Source organism: Pseudomonas sp. StFLB209, assembly GCF_000829415.1.
GTDB lineage: Bacteria > Pseudomonadota > Gammaproteobacteria > Pseudomonadales > Pseudomonadaceae > Aquipseudomonas.
Map to the genome: position 1 here is coordinate 3411722 of NZ_AP014637.1, position 19268 is coordinate 3430989.

At 58.5% G+C, this 19268-nt stretch carries 16 protein-coding genes and 1 tRNA gene; 7 read left to right on the forward strand and 10 right to left on the reverse strand.

The window, feature by feature from the left end:
- Positions 1-307: 307 nt before the first annotated feature.
- Complete coding sequence (locus PSCI_RS15170; protein WP_045488346.1) at positions 308-1633, forward strand: MFS transporter; 1326 nt, start codon at positions 308-310, stop codon at positions 1631-1633.
- Positions 1634-1686: 53 nt separating this feature from the next.
- Positions 1687-2460: a class II aldolase/adducin family protein gene (locus tag PSCI_RS15175; protein ID WP_197540951.1), complete on the forward strand. Its 774-nt coding sequence runs from the start codon at positions 1687-1689 to the stop codon at positions 2458-2460.
- On the opposite strand, the gene PSCI_RS15180 is transcribed toward PSCI_RS15175, so the two are convergent.
- Positions 2457-3386, reverse strand: coding sequence for a LysR substrate-binding domain-containing protein (locus tag PSCI_RS15180; protein ID WP_045488349.1), 930 nt, complete (start codon positions 3384-3386; stop codon positions 2457-2459). The two genes, PSCI_RS15175 and PSCI_RS15180, sit on opposite strands and share 4 nt — an antisense overlap.
- A gap of 99 nt (positions 3387-3485) precedes the next feature.
- Between PSCI_RS15180 and PSCI_RS15185 the strand changes: the two genes are divergently transcribed.
- Positions 3486-4655: a M20 aminoacylase family protein gene (locus PSCI_RS15185; protein ID WP_045488352.1), complete on the forward strand. Its 1170-nt coding sequence runs from the start codon at positions 3486-3488 to the stop codon at positions 4653-4655.
- 139 nt (positions 4656-4794) lie between these two features.
- On the opposite strand, the gene rarD is transcribed toward PSCI_RS15185, so the two are convergent.
- The gene (gene rarD, locus PSCI_RS15190) at positions 4795-5727 is read right to left on the reverse strand and encodes an EamA family transporter RarD (protein ID WP_045488355.1); all 933 of its coding nucleotides are present in this window, start codon (positions 5725-5727) and stop codon (positions 4795-4797) included.
- A gap of 321 nt (positions 5728-6048) precedes the next feature.
- On the opposite strand from rarD, the gene PSCI_RS15195 reads away from it, so the two are divergent.
- Both PSCI_RS15195 and PSCI_RS15200 read left to right on the forward strand, forming a co-directional pair.
- Positions 6049-6522: an Lrp/AsnC family transcriptional regulator gene (locus tag PSCI_RS15195; protein WP_045488357.1), complete on the forward strand. Its 474-nt coding sequence runs from the start codon at positions 6049-6051 to the stop codon at positions 6520-6522.
- Between the two features lie 408 nt (positions 6523-6930).
- Complete coding sequence (locus PSCI_RS15200) at positions 6931-7464, forward strand: BRO-N domain-containing protein (RefSeq protein ID WP_045488360.1); 534 nt, start codon at positions 6931-6933, stop codon at positions 7462-7464.
- Positions 7465-7577: 113 nt separating this feature from the next.
- On the opposite strand, the gene PSCI_RS15205 is transcribed toward PSCI_RS15200, so the two are convergent.
- The 6 genes from PSCI_RS15205 to PSCI_RS15230 all read right to left on the reverse strand — a co-directional run bounded on the left by PSCI_RS15205 (position 7578) and on the right by PSCI_RS15230 (position 14780).
- Positions 7578-7651, reverse strand: a tRNA-Gly gene (locus tag PSCI_RS15205).
- 143 nt (positions 7652-7794) lie between these two features.
- Positions 7795-8688 carry an alpha/beta fold hydrolase gene (locus PSCI_RS15210; RefSeq protein WP_045488363.1) on the reverse strand — a complete coding sequence of 298 codons (894 nt, stop codon included), beginning with the start codon at positions 8686-8688 and terminating at the stop codon, positions 7795-7797.
- Positions 8689-9036: 348 nt separating this feature from the next.
- On the reverse strand, positions 9037-9729 hold the full coding sequence (locus PSCI_RS15215; RefSeq protein WP_045488366.1) for a pseudouridine synthase: 693 nt from the start codon (positions 9727-9729) through the stop codon (positions 9037-9039).
- Positions 9730-9731: 2 nt separating this feature from the next.
- Positions 9732-9962: a cysteine-rich CWC family protein gene (locus PSCI_RS15220; RefSeq protein ID WP_045488369.1), complete on the reverse strand. Its 231-nt coding sequence runs from the start codon at positions 9960-9962 to the stop codon at positions 9732-9734.
- Positions 9959-11428 (reverse strand): sensor domain-containing diguanylate cyclase, encoded by a 1470-nt coding sequence (locus PSCI_RS15225; RefSeq protein WP_045488371.1) that lies wholly within the window; start codon positions 11426-11428, stop codon positions 9959-9961. The genes PSCI_RS15220 and PSCI_RS15225 overlap by 4 nt, the downstream gene beginning before the upstream one ends.
- 103 nt (positions 11429-11531) lie before the next feature.
- The gene (locus tag PSCI_RS15230; RefSeq protein ID WP_045488373.1) at positions 11532-14780 is read right to left on the reverse strand and encodes a dermonecrotic toxin domain-containing protein; all 3249 of its coding nucleotides are present in this window, start codon (positions 14778-14780) and stop codon (positions 11532-11534) included.
- Between the two features lie 299 nt (positions 14781-15079).
- Here PSCI_RS15230 and PSCI_RS15240 point away from each other — a divergent pair, with 299 nt between their 5' ends.
- Positions 15080-15508, forward strand: coding sequence for a hypothetical protein (locus PSCI_RS15240; RefSeq protein ID WP_045488378.1), 429 nt, complete (start codon positions 15080-15082; stop codon positions 15506-15508).
- Positions 15509-15630: 122 nt separating this feature from the next.
- Positions 15631-16323, forward strand: a complete 693-nt coding sequence (ung, locus tag PSCI_RS15245; RefSeq protein ID WP_045488380.1) for a uracil-DNA glycosylase — start codon at positions 15631-15633, stop codon at positions 16321-16323.
- A gap of 405 nt (positions 16324-16728) precedes the next feature.
- Here ung and PSCI_RS15250 read toward each other — a convergent pair whose 3' ends face one another.
- Together PSCI_RS15250 and PSCI_RS15255 are read right to left on the reverse strand one after the other, a co-directional pair.
- Positions 16729-17760: an AbrB family transcriptional regulator gene (locus PSCI_RS15250; protein WP_045494393.1), complete on the reverse strand. Its 1032-nt coding sequence runs from the start codon at positions 17758-17760 to the stop codon at positions 16729-16731.
- Positions 17753-19267, reverse strand: coding sequence for a tripartite tricarboxylate transporter permease (locus PSCI_RS15255; protein WP_045488382.1), 1515 nt, complete (start codon positions 19265-19267; stop codon positions 17753-17755). Before PSCI_RS15255 ends, PSCI_RS15250 begins: the two co-directional genes overlap by 8 nt.
- Position 19268 lies beyond the last annotated feature (1 nt).

The window sequence follows — 19268 nt, forward strand, 5'->3', positions numbered from 1 at the left end:
TACAAGCGTTAGGCGTCCGAGAAAGTAACACTCCACTTCCGCTATAGCTGCGCCTGGGCATCAAATTCTCAATTCTCGCTATGATGCTTAAGCACGGATGCGAGGCTGTTACCTGGAAATCGAACTAAACGTGTGCATACGCCACCGTTATCGCACCACAATAGTGAATGTAGAGGGGTTGTTCAGGAAATATCAACAAGCACTGAAAAACGATGGTTTGCGGTAACACTTATACCAGTGCTGAAATCGACATCGATTCGAATCGTGCTCATGTGGTTACCAACCTAGACTACAGGAAGTGCCTGTTATGAACGCACCCGTGATCTCCCCTGGCCTCAGTCCAGAGCTTTCTAGAAAAATAATCTGGCGGCTTGCTCCCCTTCTTATGTTGATGTACGTGATCAACCAGTTGGATCGAGCCAACGTTGGCTACGCATCGCTTACCATGAACCAGGAAATTGGTATCACGATGGCCCAGTACGGCTTGGGTACAAGTCTGTTCTTCCTGGGCTACATCCTGTTCGAAGTCCCCAGCAACCTTTGTCTTCATCGATTCGGCGCCCGGATGTGGATGATGCGCATCATGGTGACTTGGGGGCTAATCAGCGCCGCGTCATGTCTGATTACCAACGCTACATGGCTGTATATCGCGCGGTTTGCGCTGGGCGTAGCCGAGGCAGGCTTTTTCCCTGGCGTGGTTTATTTCCTGACGCTGTGGCTGCCTACTCGCGACAGGGTCTGGTTGATGTCGTTGTTTGTCATGGCAATCCCGATCACTGGAATGCTGGGCGCGCCCATTTCAACGTTCATCATGCAGAACCTGTCTCTTTTCGGAATGAGCGGCTGGAGGAGCATGATCCTGCTGGAAGCGCTTCCGGCGATCATTATGGGCTTCGTCGTCTTCATCTATCTCCCAGATAATCCCGGCAAAGCCAAGTGGCTAACCACTGTGGAGAAGGACGAGGTCTCTGAAGCGTTGGCGCAGGAGCGCAAAGATGTACCGGGTGCGGTTAACGCCAGTGTCACCGACGTTCTGCGCAACATCAAAGTCTGGGCGTTAGGGCTTGTCTACTTTGGCATCAACGCTACGATCATCAGTCTCCTTTATTTCTTGCCGCAAGTGGTCAAGGGTTTCGAGGCCAGCTTTAACGTCAAGTACAGCGTATTTGAGGTTGGGCAGATCACCGCCATTCCCTTCACGGCGTCGATCATTGCGATGTGCTTCTACGGTCGCTACGTGCGTAGTCGTCCTTTCACGGTCGCCTTCGTTTCCATTCCGATGGTCATCAGTGCGATCTCGTTAGCCAGCGCGCTCTACATGAGCTCACCTATACAGACCATGATCGCCTTCTCCATTGGTGCCACGGGATGTTTCTGCAGCATCAGCACGTTTTGGCAATTGCCTTCCCGGCTACTGAGTGATCGGGGAGCTGCAGCCGGCATCGCTCTTATTACCAGCGTTGGCGTGGCGTCGGGCATGTTTGTGGGATGGTTCATCGGTGCTGTGAAAGACGCCACGGGCTCTTACAACCTGGCGATGCTGGTAGTAGCAGGTTTCATGACACTGAGCGCCATCCTTGTCGCAAGCCTTGAAGCGCAACGCCGAGTTGCGCTGACAACCATAAAAAACTAAGTCCGCTATTGAGACACGCGGTGCCGTGCGCCGCGCTGCCATGAGGTATCAACGTGACCAGCCAAGCCGATATGTACATTCCCAAACCTCTGGGCGGTTCTCTGCCAGTCCCAGAGGCGTTCACCAACGCTTCCCAGGAGAGAGAGCATCGCAAACGAAGTCTTGCTGCGGCTTTCCGTGTGTTCGGCAAACTCGGCCTCGCTGAAGGGATCGCTGGCCATATCACCGTTCGCGACCCAGAGTTCCACGATCACCTATGGGTCAATCCGTATGCCGTTCACTTCTCGAAAATCAGGCCTGAAGACCTCATCCGCATTACTGAGGCTGGAGAGGTCGTGGAAGGTGAGGGGCCGGTAAACGCAGCAGCAGTTGCGATTCATTGCGGGATACACCGAACCAATCCCTCGGTTATCGCTGCCGTACACACGCACTCAGTCTATGGCCGTGCGTTCTCTACACTGCACCAACCGCTGCTTCCGCTAAACCAAGAGGCTTGTGTCTACTTCGAGAACCAAGTGCTGTTCAGCGGAGACGTGGTCGTTTTATCCGGAGATGAAGGCGAGCGTATTGGTCGAGCGTTGGGTAGCAGCAAAAGCGTAATCATGCTTAACCATGGACTGCTGACCGTCGGCAATTCCGTCGAAGCTGCGGCTTATCGATTTATCGCAATGGAGCGATGCTGCCAAATCCAGTTGCTGGCGCAGGCCGCTGGCGAGGTGCGAGCCCTGCCGGATGAGGAAGCTCGGCTGGTCAAAGCCCAGATCGGTTCCGACTATGTCGCATGGTTGGGCTTCAGAGGGTTGATGTCCGCGCACCTGGATGATTAACCCCGCATGCGGTGCTCGGCAGATTCCCGCTGGTAGCTGTCGACTGTCTCAATGAGCCATTGTTCAAAGAGCTTAAACGAAGGGTTCAGCGCGGTATGGTCGGGGTACGCGCAATAGATGAAGTCTGGGTTGGGGAGAGTGGTTGGATGTGCCTGGATCAAGCGTCCTTGGGCAAGCTCTCTCCATATAAGCGAGCGAGGCAACAATGCTACGCCCAGCGACTCCAAGGCAGCGTTGATCGCCATGACGTACATCTCAAAACGGTGGTTGGCCGCTGGTACCTCGCCGGAGTGATGAAGTCCTGCGGTAAGGCTCCAGTCACGCCAGGCATTGGGAATGTCCCTGAGGCTGATACGTGGTAACTGATCTATCTGCTCAAGTGAAAGCGCTTTGCGCCCCTCCATGAGAGCCGGAGAACACACCATCAAGAGGTCGTCGTCATTGAGCAAACAACGCCCCTGCATCCCTGGCCAGAGTGACCGACCGAAGTAAAGCGCAGCATCGAAGTTTGAGTCGTTGAAGAAAATGGGTTGGTCACGGCCAATCAGATGGAGATGGATGTGCGGATATTGACGGTAAAACCCGTGAAGTTTCGGTATCAGCCACTGCGCGCTGAAGCTGACGCCAATGGCAATGTCCAGGATGGTTTCGCGGCTCTGGCGAACCAGTTCCATGGTGTCTCGACGAATTTGCTCAAGGTGGATGCGGATTCTCACCGCGTAACGAGCACCCGCCTCGGTGAGAAGTACCCGCTGGCGCTCTCGCCGAAACAATGTCACCGCCAGCAACGCTTCGAGCTCGTTGATGCTCCTGCTGATGGCGCCGGTGCTGAGCGACAGCTCATCCGCCGCTTTCGCAAAACTTTGATGTCGAGCCGCAGCTTCGAATGCCTGGAGTGCACCCAGGCTCGGGATCCCGTTACGCACACAATGACCTTAGTGATTTCGTTATTTCTATTTAAGCCCAGACAAGTGGTGCCCGAAACGTCATCGCCCACCTGCGTCAACATCTGAAGGAATTTGAGCATGTCTTCATACCATGACTTTCCGTCCACGTCTCTGATCACCGATGCATGCGGCTGGCGCAAAGATCTCCACGCTCATCCTGAACTGGGTTACCAGGAACACCGTACCAGCGGCAAAATCGCCGAGCACTTGGAAAGCTTTGGATTGCAGGTGCATCGCAATATTGGTGGTACGGGCATCGTCGCTACCCTTGACCGAGGCCAAGGGCCCTTCATTGGGCTTCGAGCCGACATGGATGCCCTGCCGATGCAGGAGAAAAGTGAGCACTCTCATCGATCAGTCAATGAGGGGTGCATGCATGCCTGCGGGCACGACGGGCATACCACCATCCTCTTGGCGACCGCAAAGCACCTCTATGATGACCGAGATTTTCAGGGGCGTGTTCATTTCATATTTCAGCCTGCTGAAGAGACCGGCGCCGGCGCCCGGAAGATGATCGAGGATGGTCTATTTGCAAGGTTTCCCATGGACGCGGTGTATGGACTTCACAATTGGCCGGGGCTCTCACAAGGCATGGTCGCGGTAAATCCTGGGGCGATGATGGCATCGCAAGATACGTTTGAAATTTGCATTCAAGGATCCGGTGCGCACGCGGCGATGCCAGAACGGGGTAATGATCCGGTGGTGATCGCAACCCAGCTTGTTTCAGCACTTCAGACCATCGTTTCCCGGCAGATCTCGCCACTGGACTCAGCTGTTTTAAGCGTCACCATGATCGAGGCCGGGACTGCATACAACGTGATTCCCCATACGGCTACCATCCGTGGCACCGTGCGTTGTCTTGATCAGGCTGTGCGTCTGTTCATCCAGGATAAGATCACCACAATGGCTCAAACACTGCCGACCGCTTTCGGCGCGTCTGGAACTGTGGAGTACCGTGAGGGATACCCTGTTACACAGAATGATCCGCAGTGCGCTGAGCATGTCCGTGAGATTGCAAACACCATCCTCGGGGAAGAAAGCGTGAGCTGGGACTGCCGTGCCTCGATGGCCTCCGAGGATTTCGCCTACATGTTGCAGGTTACTCCGGGAGCTTATTTTTGGTTGGGTGCTGATGGGCATACGGACTCTAAGCCCCTTCACCACCCAAATTACGACTTCAACGATGCACTGATCCCTGTTGGCGTGAGGCTTTTCGCAGGGATCGCCAAATCGTATCAATCCAAGTGAGCGGATGATCTACCAATCACGGCCCGTTCATTTGGACGCTGCTGCGCCTTGATCGCCAGCCTGACTGGCACCTTTCTGGTGCCAGCGGAGCAATACCAGCCATGAAACAGGTTCACTATCAGGACGAGGGTCTCTGAGCTCACGCACTCGGCGGAATGGTCTCGTTTAAACGGCGGTGGCGAACAGTGTTTCTGATGGATAAGACGCCTTCCAGACACAAGGCCAGGACTGCTGCGCCTATGGCTAAGTAGGTCGGCCACTGAGTTGGCTTGATCACTTCGCCCAACAACAGGGACGCGCATACCATCAGGATGGGTTCGACGTAAGTCAGCAGACCGTATAGCGAAAGATTCAGCCTTGGAGCCGAAAGGGCTGAGAGTGAGAGAGCGGTTGCACTGATCGCACCAAGGCCGACGATCAGCAGTGGTAGGCGAGCATCGCCGTCCCAACTGCCAAGAAATGAACCGTGCGTGATGAAATAGAGGCTGACCGGCAGGGTCAGGCCCAAGTCGAACCAAAGTCCGCCAAGATTATTCGTACCAATCAGCCTACGCCACACGTAATACATCGGGTAACCCGCGCATACCGCAAACGCGGGCCAAGCGATCTCCTTGGCAACCACCAGTTCGTTGAGCACTCCTAATGCCGCGAGCGCACACGCCAACAATTGAAAGCGGGAAAGCTTGTCCTTGAAGACCACACGCCCCACTACCGCAGTGGTGATCGGGAGCAAGAAATACCCAAGCGAAACATCGAGAGCGTGACCGTTAACCGGGGCCCACATGAATAGCCAAAGCTGTGCGTTCAATAGCGCCGAAGAGAGCACCCGCTTTGCCCAAAACCAACGTTCCCGACGGAGCCGTGAAAGTATCGTCTTCACCTCGCCCCAGTGACCTGTTGTGATCACCAGTACCGTTAAGCACGGCAGAGTCAGCAGCGTTCGCCAACCATAAATCTCTTCTGCATCCATCGCGGTCAGCAGGCTCGTATATCCATACATGACGGCGAACAGCACCGAAGCAAGCACGTTGTAAACCACGCCAAGGGCTGTTTTACCGTTAGTGTTAGACATCTTTTTTTTCGCCGTAGGTTTAGCCCTCTACATCTAGGGCCACGGTTCGAGGTGGTGGGAGCAACATGTGTCGCCTGCTGACCTTCGGGTCACGGGCTGACACAGCCAATACCAAAGGCCGAGGTAGCTCGTGGCCAAAAAACCATTTGGGTATGGATAGTCCGACTGACTGAGATTTTGAATGAGCACGCTACGTTGCTCACGGTGACGCTGGATAAATTATATTTCGGATAAATAGTTTTTTTGCTTAATCTCAGCCTTTTAATGAAATATTATTGAGAAAAATTCTCGTTTCATGATGTTTTTTTTCAGAGGGCGCTAATGAACCTTGATCATTTTGATGTAGCAATTCTAGAAGCCGTTCAGGAGGACGCCTCCATCTCGCAGCAAGATTTGGGCGCGCGGGTCAACCTGTCTCCTGCTGCCGTCAATCGTCGCTTGAAAAGACTGAACACTGAGGGCGTGATCCGGCAGACCGTGGCGGTGTTGGATCCGGCCAGTCTGGGTTACAGACTGACCGTGGTGACCGAGATAGAAGTTGAAAACGAGCGATTGGATCTTCTCGATGAAATGAAGCGGGCATTCTTGGCCTGTCCACAGGTACAGCAATGCTACTACGTCGCCGGCGAATGCGACTTCGTCCTGATTATGTCGGTCAGGGACATGGAGCAATATACAGAGCTGACCAAGGCGCTCTTCTTTGAAAGCAATAACGTCAAGCGATTCAAGACAATGGTTTCAATGAAGAATGTGAAAGTTGGGCTGAGTGTTCCGACCCAAGTCGAGGAGCCTTAAAGCTGGTACAGCTGGTTGTTCAACTCCCTTGTAGGTGGCCATTCGGCTTCGTTTGGCATCTATGTTTTATGGCTTCACTTCACTGTTCATCGATGCGTCAGAAAGATCCTCCTGGCCTGTACGAAACTTCTGAATTTTCTCCCTCGTGTTGTCTACCCGATTTCCCAGGCATAACGTGCGGCTTCGCTGTTTGAGTGACCGGTTTTAGCGAGCCGGAAAAAGGAGTGTTTGAGTGCCACCGACCGTCTCAGGCAACTGTCTGCTTGAGGCATGCTCCATGGCGGCTGTGTGCCGGAGACCTATGGTCTGCCGGTGGACTCCTTAGCCGGTTCGCTAACCGTCACACAGTCGCCACCTTTCATGTTTAGCGACGTGAGGATGTGGCTTTATGCCTAAGGAGCTCTATCAATGGAAAGTTTTTTATCACTTGCCCCTACCCACGACGCTTTCGAACCTGTCGTCTTCATCCGCCACCAGCGCACCCTGCGCGCCGTAGTCCAACACGGCCAGGCCTGGTTCCCACTGTCTGACCTGGCCCGCCTGATGGGCCGATCCCTGACCGAGCGCTGTACCCAGAAACTCGATTCTGACCAGTACCGCACTGTCTGGCTGCTGACCAAGGGCAATTGGGAAGAGTGTCTGCTGATCAGCGAGTCCGGTGCCTTCGCTTTGCTGGTCTATCACTATGTCCCCGAGAACCGTGCACTGCGCCGCTGGCTGGCCCAGGAAGTCCTGCCGGCTCTGGACGGTTATGTTGCCGAGTCGCGGGCTGACAGGCCGGTTATGGCGGATATGCACTGGAAGGGCGGTGTGCTCAGAACACTGCACTGGCACTCGGAGTTGTGGGTCAAGATGCGCGATCTGCCGGAGCTGGTACAGATTCAACACAAGCGAGTACGAGCGTCGTTGTGGCCGCGCTGGATGACTGGCTGGTTTGGTTAGGCGCAATAGACGGTCGGGATGGGAAGGTTGCGATGCTTATCGCGAATAGCCAAAGCCAGATACTGCATGGCTTTGAGGCTATCGTCGGTGAGCTATGGTCACCGGGAGGAGACTGGAGCGGGTGAAGGGAATCGAACCCTCGTTATCAGCTTGGGAAGCTGGAGTAATGCCATTATACGACACCCGCTTTGTGCGCCTGACTTTGTACCAGATAGAGCGGGTTAAATGAAGCGTTGATTTACTGACCGATCATTCAGGCAACATTCGCCGAGAGGCTTTGGTGGGCATCGGCGAATGTATGTGCTTGGTTGGGGCCGGGTACGGCAGGTTTCAAAGAGCAAATGCGTGAGTTCCCTGTGGCTGGTGGTAGGCATGACGGGTATTGCTGGCAGATACCGCACCTGGCTGCAGAAATCCCAGCAGGGCGTGTTTCGAGTCGCGGCAGGCGGCCTTGTTTTCCATGTCGAGGAAATGACCGGCGTCCTGGATGGTGCTGAAGCTGCAGTCTTGCACGTACTTGGTGAAATGGTGGACATCCTGGCCACTGGTGTATTCGTCCAGCGCACCGTTCATGAACAGGACGGGGATTTTGATATTGCTCGCGGCTGCCAGGTAGTTCTGCGGGTCGACTGCCAGCACCTGGGTGATGTGATGATGCATCTGGTCGTATTCGTGCAGGTCCAGACTGCTGACATGCCGATAGTTGAAGCGTTTGAACAACGAGGGCAGGTGCTTGCCGATGGTGTCGTTGATCAGGTGACCGACTTCGTAACGGTTACGTTCGCCCAGGTGTTTCACGCCGCGCAGCAGATAGTCCTGCATGGCGTCGTTGATGACCGGCGAGAACGAACTGACAACGGCTTTCTCGATGCGCTTGGGACGCTGCGCCAAGGCCAGCAGGGTTGCCACCCCGCCCCATGAAAAGGACATGACATGATCGGCATGGAAGTGCTCGATCAGTTCCAGCAGCAGATGGGCTTCTATCTCACGGCTCAGCGGTGCTTCGTGGGTGTTGTGCGGTTTGGAACGACCGGCGTACGGCTGGTCAAACAGGACGATGTTGAACTGTGGGTACAGGTTACGTACGGTCTGCGCATAGGACGCGGTGGTGGCCAGTGAGCCATTGACCATGATGATGGTCTTTTCCGCAGCGTCTGCACGATAGAATTCCGTGTAAACCCTGAACAGTCCTTGTATATCAAGCACAGCGATTTCTGGGCTCATATGTCTTCTCCTGGCGTAGACAAGGGTTACCAAGCAGTCGAAAACGGCCGGCGTTTTTCAACGGCTTGTTACGCGCAAATCAATTTGCACGAGTTTCGTGACAGGTAGGCATATGCCTTGGTTAAAAGCCCATGTCGATCCGAACCATCTGTCCGACAGGTATTGTTATTAGGCGGGCGATTTGTCGTGGGCCTGAATGGCCCTGGTACGGCAAAAAGGTTTCTTAGAATGCGGGTATGACTTGTCGGTCACATGTGGACCGACGTCTGGATTCAAGCAGTCGATCCGGGAACCCGCAAGTGCCGTTCGTATGAAGTCACATTTCGTGGGGTGTGGGCCGACTGACGGTCAGATCGAGTCGACTTCCTGGGCCGTCAGTGCGCGAAACCGGCCCGGTTTCAACCGCTCATCCAGTAGCAAAGGGCCCATGCTTTCGCGGTGCAGGCGCATCACTTTGTTATCGAAGTGGCCGAACATCCGCTTTACCTGATGATAGCGGCCCTCGACGATACTCAGCCGTGCCTGGCGTGGGCCGAGCAGGGTCAGGTGAGCGGGCTGGGTGGTGAGGTTTTCGAAGGCGAAATAGAACCCTTCAGCGAAGCGCGCCACATACCGTTCGTCGATTACCTGCTCGGTTTCAACGTAATACACCTTGGGCAGTTTGGTCTGCGGCTGGGTCAGTCGCCGCGACCACTGGCCGTCATTGGTCAGCAGCATCAGGCCGGTGGTATTGAAGTCCAGGCGCCCGGCGATGTGCAGTTCATGCCGGTCCGGCACATCCAGCAGGTCGAGCACCGTCGGATGCTGATCATCCTGGGTCGCACTCACGCAGCCCATCGGTTTGTGCAGCATGAAGTAACGCGCCGGCTTGCCTGCCTGTAACACCTCGTCGTCCAGTTGCACGAGGCTGAACTCGCGGACCTCGTGCAGCGGGTCACGGGTGGTGTTGCCATCGACCCGGACCCGGCCAGCAATCAAGAGCAGCCGCACTTGCTTGCGGCTGAACTGGGGCAGGTTGCCAAGGAAGCGATCCAGGCGCATGGTCAGGCGCCGTCCTGCGCCAGGGTATCGACAATCCCTGCGCAGCGCGGGCACAGGCAGGCTTTATTGCGCAGGTCATCGGGCAGGGCGGCGAGGCGGGCAGGGTCGATGCTGACACTGAAGCACCAGCAAGCCTGGGCGGCGGTACGCGGATCGGCCAGCGAGCAATCGTTGCTGTAGCCGCATAATGGGCAGCGTTGGGCGATGGCGCTGCTCTGCGGTATTGCACTCATACCGGTACTGCCCGCTCGACGCACACTTGATTGCGGCCGCTTAGCTTGGCCTGATACAGCGCCCGGTCAGCGCGGGCGATCAGATCGTGCAGGTTGTCGTTGGGCAGGCGCTCGGTCAGGCCGACGCTGACGGTGACCTGCAGCATGCTTCCGGAAAAAAAGTAATCGTGTTGCTCAGCCAACCGGCGAATCTGCTCGGCCACGCGCTGGCCGCCGGCCAGGTCGCTGTCTTTGAGCAACACGATGAATTCCTCGCCACCCCAGCGGCAAATCACGTCGGACTGGCGCAGGCAACTCTTGAGGTCTTCTGCGAAGCCCGCCAGCACTGCATCGCCTGCCAAATGGCCATGGGTGTCGTTGAGGTGTTTGAAGTGGTCCAGGTCCAGCAGCAGGGCGGTCACCGGGCCGGGGCTGTCCAGGGTATTGCTGGCCAGCAGATTGAAACCGCGACGGTTGGGCAGGCCGGTCAGGGGGTCGAGCGTGGCCTGGGCTTCCAGGCGGCTCTGGTAGCGGTGCAGGGTCTTGTTCAGTAACAGCATGACGATCAGGGTCACCGCCAGGCAGATCGCCAGGTTCAGGTAGAGTGAATGGCGGATGCCGTCCAGCGCGCCGTTTTCCTTTTTGGTGACGAACAGGAACCAGTTCAGTTCAGGGATGAAGCGCACATTGACGAAGCTGTCAGCGCCTTCGGCGGTGTACTCGTAGCTATCGCTGTTGGCCTGGGGCAGTTTTTCCATGAGCGTGCCCAGGCCGGGCAGGTCCAGCAGCGTCTGGCCGGCCTGCGGATCGTGCGGGCTGCTGCTGGTGCCGGTGAGCACCACAACGCCGCGGGTGTCGACGAAAAATACGCCGCGATCATAGCGCTGCTGGTAGCGGTCGATCAGCTTGACCACTGCATCAACGGTCAGCCCGACCCCGGCGGCGCCGATGAAGCGATTGTTGTAGTCGAACACCTTGTAGTTGATGAAGAAGCTCGGCCGGTCCTGGTTGGCCATGTCCGGATCGAAGCTGATCTCGTAGGGCTCGCTCATGTCCCGAACCCGGTAGTACCAGGCATCGCGGGGTTCGCCGGGCTTGATGGTCTTGAGGATGCCCTTGGCCTGGTAGTAGATCCCGGTCTTTTCGGAAATGAAAAATGAGGTATAGGCACCGTAGTGGTCATGCACCTCGCGCAGGTAGCGGATGATCTGCTCGGGGTTGTTCTCGCCGCTCACCACCCAGTCGCGCATGAAGGTGTCACGCGACATCATTGAGGCGATCAGGGTTGGGCGCACCAGGTCCTTCTGGATTTCCGAGTAAACCGTGTCGGAGGTCAGTGGCAGCTCGGTATGAATGATGTTGTCGCGGATCGAGCTGCGCGAGGCGTAATAGCTCAGCAACGAGGTGACCAGAAAACCGCCTGCCAATAGCAATGCCAAGGTGAACAACAAGGTGCGCTGTGAGGTGATGGCATTGGGAAAAGGCATAACGATTCCGGGTGGCTGGTAAACCGCTGAGGGCGGCATAGTAGACGAAACCTATTGCTGTGCTCTATCACCGCGTGGCCAGCATTTATCGGGCCAGAGTTCTTCAAGGGCTGATCGGGCGCCCCGGCAGCCGTGCAGGCACAGTGTAGACCGGTGCCTGGCCGATCAGCCCCTGCAGCGCGGCGCAGCGGCAATGCACCAGAAGTATCCGGTCGTAATGAATGCCCTGCTGAAAAAGGTTACCGAACAACTCGTCCAAGGTCGCCGGCAGGCGGCCAAACCGGTTGCGTACCGTCAGCACGTCCATCGGGGTCGGTGGCAGTTGTCCGGAGAAAAAACCGCTGTTGCTATTGCGCACTGTCCGGCCGACATCGTCGTAGCTTTCTGCCCCGGCACCCTGGTATTTCGCCAGTGTGTAGTTTTTCAGGCGCCCCGGCAGCGAGGTGCCGGCCAACAGTTTATCGGTGGCGACCAACGGCGGCAGCGCGGGTGTGTGACCGACCGGGCTGGAAATGGCAAACGGGCTGACCCGTTGGCTGACAACCCGGTGCAATCCGGGATCGATCAATATATGGCCGTGAGGCGCATAGGTGTGGATTTGCGTGCCGTTCGGGATTTTCACGGTTTTGCTCCACGGCAGGTGGTAGCCATGGGTGCTGACCACCAAGGTGCGCGCCTGGCCACGGTCTGAGGTCCAAAGCAGGAACTTGCGGCCCAGCTTCCAGACATGCACCGGCAATTGGCCGTACTGCGGGCCGCTGTATGTCCAGCGTTTGAGCCGGCCGCCATTATGAAAGAACGGCTCCAGGCGGGTCTGGCGGGGCATGCTCGGGCCGCCGATCCGTTGTCCCGGCGCCCGAGCCTGAGCAGCGGTACGCAACACGCGCCGGCCGTTGTCGATGAGCTTGCGCTGGGTGTCCAGTATCCGGACAGTGGCCGGGCCCACGCGCCAGAGCGCGAAACTCAAAAGCGATGCCAGTGCCTGTTGTTTTTCCGGGTAGCGACGGCCGGGCAGGTTGGCCATGGCGATATCGGTGCCGAGCACTCCCAGTTCGGTCGCCAGTGTCGCGATGGCCGCCGGTGTCATTGCCAGTGACATGGGCGCCAGCAGCCATTGCAGATGACGCAATTGCCCGCTCCAGTAGCGCAGGGTCTGTTGCGTAGGGGTGACAATCTGCTGACGGGCGTGCTCCAGCGCGTTGGCCCTGAGGGTCTGGCACATGTAGGCAAACGGTTGCCCGGCTGGCAGCGGCTGTTCGTACAGTGACTGATCATGGCGTTGGTGGCGATCGGGCTGATACAGAATGTCGGACCAGGGGCGCAGAATCGAGGGCGGTGTCTGCAGCGGTGCCTGGCTGGTCCAGAACCTGAACAGATAATCCAGGCGTTGCTGATGCCGGTCTGGTACGTAACGCATTACCGTCGTGCGCCAGTCGGAATCAGCCATCGCGTTGAGCAGGTAGCGGTTCATCTGATCGGCGTCGGCGAACTCGATAAAGCCGTTGGCCTGCCCGGCCTGGTACAACACCCGCTGCTTGAGTTGGGCCGGTGCCAGCATCAACAGGCTGCAGCACGGTTGCTGCTCAAGGCCTTCGATGAACGAACTCTGCACTTCAAAGCCCAGTACGCTCCAGCTGGCGGCCGGGTCGCTCAGGGCCTCGACCACGCGGTCGAAGCCGCCACGCTGCAAATTGCCCTGCTTGAGCGCGACGATCGCCTGGCTGATCATCGCGGCGCGCAAGGCGTGTTCCACCTGGGCTTGCTGTTGCGTCCAGAATGTTTCAATGCGCCGGCTGACCAGTGTCAGGAAGTCAGTTCGCTCGATGTGCCCGGCCAGTTGTCGGGCACTGAGCGGCAGTTGTTTATCCGCTTGCCACTGACCCTTACCAGTAGGGTCGTGCCAGATTGCCCACTTGCCACCTTCATCGATGTAGCCCTCGGGCTGTTCAGCCTGATAGCGGCTGATCAATGCCTTGGCGATGTTCATCGGCCGGGTTTCGGGCGTATGAATACGATTGCCAGCCTGACGTACATCGCCCAGCGGGGTTCGTCGTTGGCCAGGGCGCCAGGCGACGAACACCAGGCGTGGGTTGAGATCAAGCCCGTGCTGCTTGTGCAGCCAGTCGCGCATCAGGCCGGTGGCGATGTTCATTGGCGCGGGCAGGCTGTCGAGAATGGCTGGCCGTGCCTGCCACAGCTCTGCGGCGCCGGCCAGTGCCAGCGCCGGTCTGGCTGGCTGCCACATGAATGCGTCGCTGCCGGTCCGCGTAAAAGACTCGGCAGCGCGCTGGCCGGCCCGTTGCAGGGCGTGCATCGGGTCCCCCACATACAGGCGTGCTTCGATCTGGCCGGGTTGTTGGTGATACAACCAATGGCGGTGGATGGCAGAGTCGTTAAGTTCGCCCAGCAGACGTTCGGTCATGTAGCTGGCGTTGTCGCTGATGTATTCGACAGGGCGCCGTCCTGAACCAGGCTGGTGGATGAAGCAGTGTGCAGTTAACGGCGAGCGTACCTGAAACAGCCCAGGCACTACCTCATCACCAAAATGCAACAGCCAGATCTGCGCACTGCGCGACGGGCCAGTGTCGAGCATTGCCTCAGGCGTCTCGGGCGGCTGGGCATAACCCAGCGCATCGAGGGCAAGGTAATAACCCTCGCGGTGCAGGTGTTTGCGCTTGAATTGCCGGGCCAGTTCATCCAGCCAGGACAAACGGGCCAGTTGACGCCAGGTGTCAGCGTGGAGGCGCCAGAACCTGTCAAGCTGTTGTTGGTAGTCGTCTGCCCAGGGTTGGTCGATTATGTGGCGCAGCAAGTCGCTGCGCTTGAATGACGGCAGTTCCGCCAGCGGCGCATCGTCAATCGCTTTGGCCCGCACCAGATACGGCAGCTCTGACTGATCTCCGGCCGTCACCGCCAGCTGGCTCAGGCTCAATTCCAGGCTTTGCTGGTCCGGATCGACGCCGCTATAGGGGCTCTCGATGCGCAACCGCAGCGTGTCCGGGTCCAGCGGTTTACCTGCGGTTTCATGCAGCCAGTCGGTCAGGCGCTTGCGCACATAGCGCGGCCAGGCCGCAGGGGCGTCCATGTCCAGTTGCAGGCTGCGCAGCAGCAGTACCGAGTCGGCCAGCAAGGCATAGCCCGGACGTCTGCGCAGACGGGCCAGTTGCTCAAGGCGCCGGGCATTCAAAAGGCGGGTATCGTCGGTGGCCGGTTCTGGCTCGGGCAGAGGGAGGCGGATATCGAAAAACGGTGAAGTCGCAAAGGCATTGGCAGCGGGCAAACTGTCGGTGCGTTCCTGATCCTGACCGGCAAGCAGTATCGGTCTGGGAGGGATGAAACCGGGATCATGCATGGCAGAGACTCGAATGAGAAAAGCCACGCACTATGTCGTTGTTGTCAGTGCCGATGAGGGTAATTATTTATGGATCGCGCAGAATAACGGTTATGAAATTTTTTGTTGCATTGTCACGAAGCGCCGAGAGGCCGATGGCGTGGGATGCGCGCAACTTTCAGGCGGTTTTCGACGGCCTGGCGACGAATGCTTACCGCACCAGAATCGGTTTTTCCGGTCTTATGTAACGTCCCCCAGAATCGGGCGGATACGCGATCAGCGGCGCTGATTCGCGACCACTCGCGGTCCAGGAGGCCGCCATGTATCGACGATCCCTGCTTGTTCTGTTGGTTCTTTCACTGGCCGGCTGTTATGGAGGCGCCGGTTACTATGAATCGGATGTCTATACCCAGCCTACGGTCGCACGCGGCTATTACGACGGCCCGGGCTACTACCAGGAGCGACGCATCTATGTAGCACCCCCACCGCGCTATTACGGTCCGCCACCGCCCCGTTATTACGCCCCACAGCCGCGTTATTACGGGCCGCCACCGGGGCCGCGGCTCTACGTACCCGGCCGCCCGCCGGGCCAGGCCTGGGAGCATCGTGGCCGCGATTATGACCGCCATCCTGATCGCAACCGCTGGGATGACCGGCGTGATCGTAACCGCTGGGACGATCGTCGCGGCCGCAACCGTTGGGATGATCAACGCCAGCGTGACCACAACCGCTGGGATAACCGGCGCTAACCTTGCCTGATGACTGACGGCGCCTGATACGGCGCCGTTTTCAGGGCGGCGGCGATCAGGTGCATTTGACTTTGCCTGCGAGCTTTTCTAGTGTCCGCGCAACGTTTTTAGCAGGCACCTTCATGACAAGCGACGACCGGATCAAACTCGAACCCAGCTGGAAGCACGCACTGCGTGAAGAGTTCGAAAAACCCTACATGGCTGAGCTGCGCGAGTTCCTGCGGCAGGAACATGCCGCCGGCAAGCAGATCTTTCCGCCAGGGCCGCTGATTTTCAATGCGCTGAACTCAACCCCGCTGGACAACGTGAAAGTGGTGATTCTCGGCCAGGATCCGTACCACGGTCCGGGCCAGGCCCATGGCTTGTGCTTCTCGGTACAGCCGGGCGTGGCGACGCCGCCGTCGCTGGTCAATATCTATAAAGAGCTGCACCGCGACCTGAACATCGACATTCCCAACCATGGTTGTCTGCAATCCTGGGCAGACCAGGGCGTGCTGCTGCTTAATACCACCCTTACAGTCGAGCGGGCCAATGCCGCTTCACACGCCGGGCGTGGCTGGCAGCATTTCACTGACAAAGTGATTGAAGTGGTCAGTGCTCATCAGCCCAACCTGGTATTCCTGCTCTGGGGCGCGCATGCGCAGGGCAAGCGCAAGCTGATAGACGCCACCAAACACCTGATCCTCACCTCGGTGCATCCGTCACCGCTGTCGGCTTACAAAGGCTTTATCGGCAACGGCCATTTCGGGCGGACCAACAAGTTTCTCGAACAGAACGGCCTGACGCCGATTGACTGGCGGCTGCCGGTGCTTTGAGCTGGGCCACATGAACGGGGTTTTGTAGGGGTAATGCCGATCAGTTAAGGGAATTGGCTCATTGTTGCCGTTGATTTTGATCTTCGAGCCGAGATGGCACAAACGACGCCGAACGCGACTTGGGTGCAGGCCGAGGGTAGGCGTCGATTCGGGGGAGAAACCGACATGGATGTCGGTTTCAGGTGCGCTGGGCAGGACGCCCATCGCGCCGGCCCCCGAATCGGCGCCGGACGGAGGGAAGTCTGCCCGCAGGGCGGACCCAAACCAGGAGCAAGCGGTTTTTCCCCATTTTGCCGCTTTCAAAATGGGGTCGCCCAGCAGGGCGAAACCTGCGGTTCAGGCAGCTCGGTAATGGATTTTCCATTGCTCAAAAGAGCGCCGGAGATCGGCGCTACTCTCCTGCGGCTAAGCGCTGTTTCTAACCCAGCGCCGATACAGCGGCTCGGCCAGAAACAGCACGAACAGCAAGCGCATGACCTGCATGGCGGTGACCAGCGGCACCGACAGTTGCAACACCTCCGCAGTCAGGCTCATCTCGGCTATCCCGCCGGGCATCATGCCCAGGGTCAGCGAGCGCACATCCAGATGGGTGAGGGCGCCCAGACCAATGGCCGCGAGGCTGGCGGCCAGCATCATCAGTGACGTGCCCAGCAGGGTGCGGGCCAGAAATGACGGCGCGCGACGAAAGAATGCCCGGTTGAAGTGACAGCCCAGGCCGCTGCCGATCAGCAGTTGCCCCAGTTGGCTGGCACCGTTGGGCAGGCCCAGTTGCAGGTCGTAGCTGATGCTCGCCACCGAGGTGAGCAGCAACGGCCCGAACAGCCAGGGGTTGGGTTGTTTCAGGCGTTGCCATAACCACGCGACCACTGCGCCGCCGAGGCTCAGACCCAGCAGCCAGCGCCAGTCGACGCTGACTGGATGGCTGAGCAGCGCACCATCGCCTATCAGGTATTTGAAAATGGCCGGGACGCACAGCACGACGGCCAATACCCGTAAGCTTTGCGCCGCTGCCACACTGCTGAGGATGGCGCCGTTACGCGCGCCCAGGTTGACCATTTCCTGCGAGCCACCCGGCATGCTGGAAAAGAACGCAGTAGGCCGGTCTTCGCCGGTGCGCAGCATCAGCCACACACCGATCAGACAAGACAGGCCCGTGATCAGCGCGCCGCTGAGGATCAGGCCGAAATGGTCGATGACCTGCTCGACCACGGCGGGGTTGAAGTGCAGGCCAATGCCCACGCCGATGATCAGTTGCCCGAACTTGCGCCCGCCCGGCACCGGGCCCAGTTGCCACGGCGTCAGGCAGCGCACCAGGATGACCGCCAACAGCGAGCCGACCATCCATGGCAATGGCCAGCCGATCAGGCTGGCCAGGTAGCCCCCCGCTACGGCTACAAACGGGGTGGCCCACCAGTTGCGCCAAGAGCTATCAGGCATCAGCCACGGCTGCACGTTGTTTGGCGCGCTTGCGCCAGATGCGGTACAGCGGGAACAGCAGCATGAACACTGTGACTACCCAGACGCCCATGGTAATCGGGCTGTTCCACAGAATGCCCAGTTCGCCATTGGAGATCGACAGCGCCCGGCGCAGGTTCTGCTCCATCAGGCCACCGAGGATGAAGCCCAGCAGAATCGGTGACAGCGGGAAGTCCATCTTGCGCAGGATGTAGCCGAAGATGCCGATGCCGACCATCAGGAACAGGTCGAAGGTCGTCGCGTGGACGGCATAAACGCCAATCGCGGTAATGATCGCGATCACCGGCACCAGCGCCCAGTTCGGCACGGCGAGGATGCGGGTGAAGATCCGGATCATCGGGATGTTGAGGATCACCAGCATGACGTTGGCGATGAACAGCGAAGCGATCAGACCCCAGACGATGTCTGGCTGCTGCTGGAACAGCATGGGCCCTGGGGTGATGTTATACAGCGACAGGGCGCCGATCATCACCGCCGTGGTGCCTGAACCCGGCACGCCGAGGGTCAGCATCGGCACCAGCGCGCCGCAGGCGGTTGCGCCAATGGCGGTTTCCGGTGCCGCCAGGCCACGCATGTCGCCCTGGCCGAACTTGCCGCTGGCGCCCGCGATGCGTTTCTCGGTCATGTAGGCCACAGCACTGGCCAGGGTCGCGCCGGCCCCCGGCAGCACGCCGAGAATAAAGCCCAGCAAGCCACAGCGCAGGTTGACGATAAATACCGCCGCCGCTTCCTTGAAGTTGAACAGCATGCGCCCGGTGGCTTTGACCGCTTCCTGGCCACGATGGGTCTTTTCCAGCAGCAGGAGGATTTCACTGATGGAAAACAGACCCAGCACCAACACCACAAACTGAATGCCGTCAGTCAGATGGATGTTGTCTCCTGTGAAGCGATACACACCGCTGTTGGCATCGATGCCGACCGCCGACAGGAACAGGCCGATCAGGGCCGCGATGAAGGTTTTCAGCGGTCGGTCACCGGCCATCCCGCCGAGGCAGACAATCGCAAACACCATGAGGACAAAGTATTCGGCGGGGCCGAAAGCGATGGCCCATTTGGCCAGCAATGGCGCGAACAGCACCATGCCGCAGGTGGCGATGAAGGCACCAATGAACGAACTCCAGGCAGACAGCGACAACGCGACACCGGCCATGCCCTTGCGAGCCATCGGGTAGCCGTCGAGGGTGGTCATGACCGTGGAGGCTTCACCCGGAATGTTGAGCAGGATCGAGCTGATCCGCCCGCCGTATTCGCAGCCCAGATACACCGCTGCCAGCAGGATCAGCGCCGACTCCGGCGGCAGGCCCAGGGCGAAGGCGATCGGGATCAGCAACGCCACCCCGTTGATCGGGCCCAGGCCCGGCAGCAGGCCGACGATGGTGCCGATCAGGGTGCCAGACAGAGCGGTGACCAGGTTGTAAGGGGTCAGGGCAACGCCGAAGCCTTGGCCCAGATAGCTGAAAGTATCCATA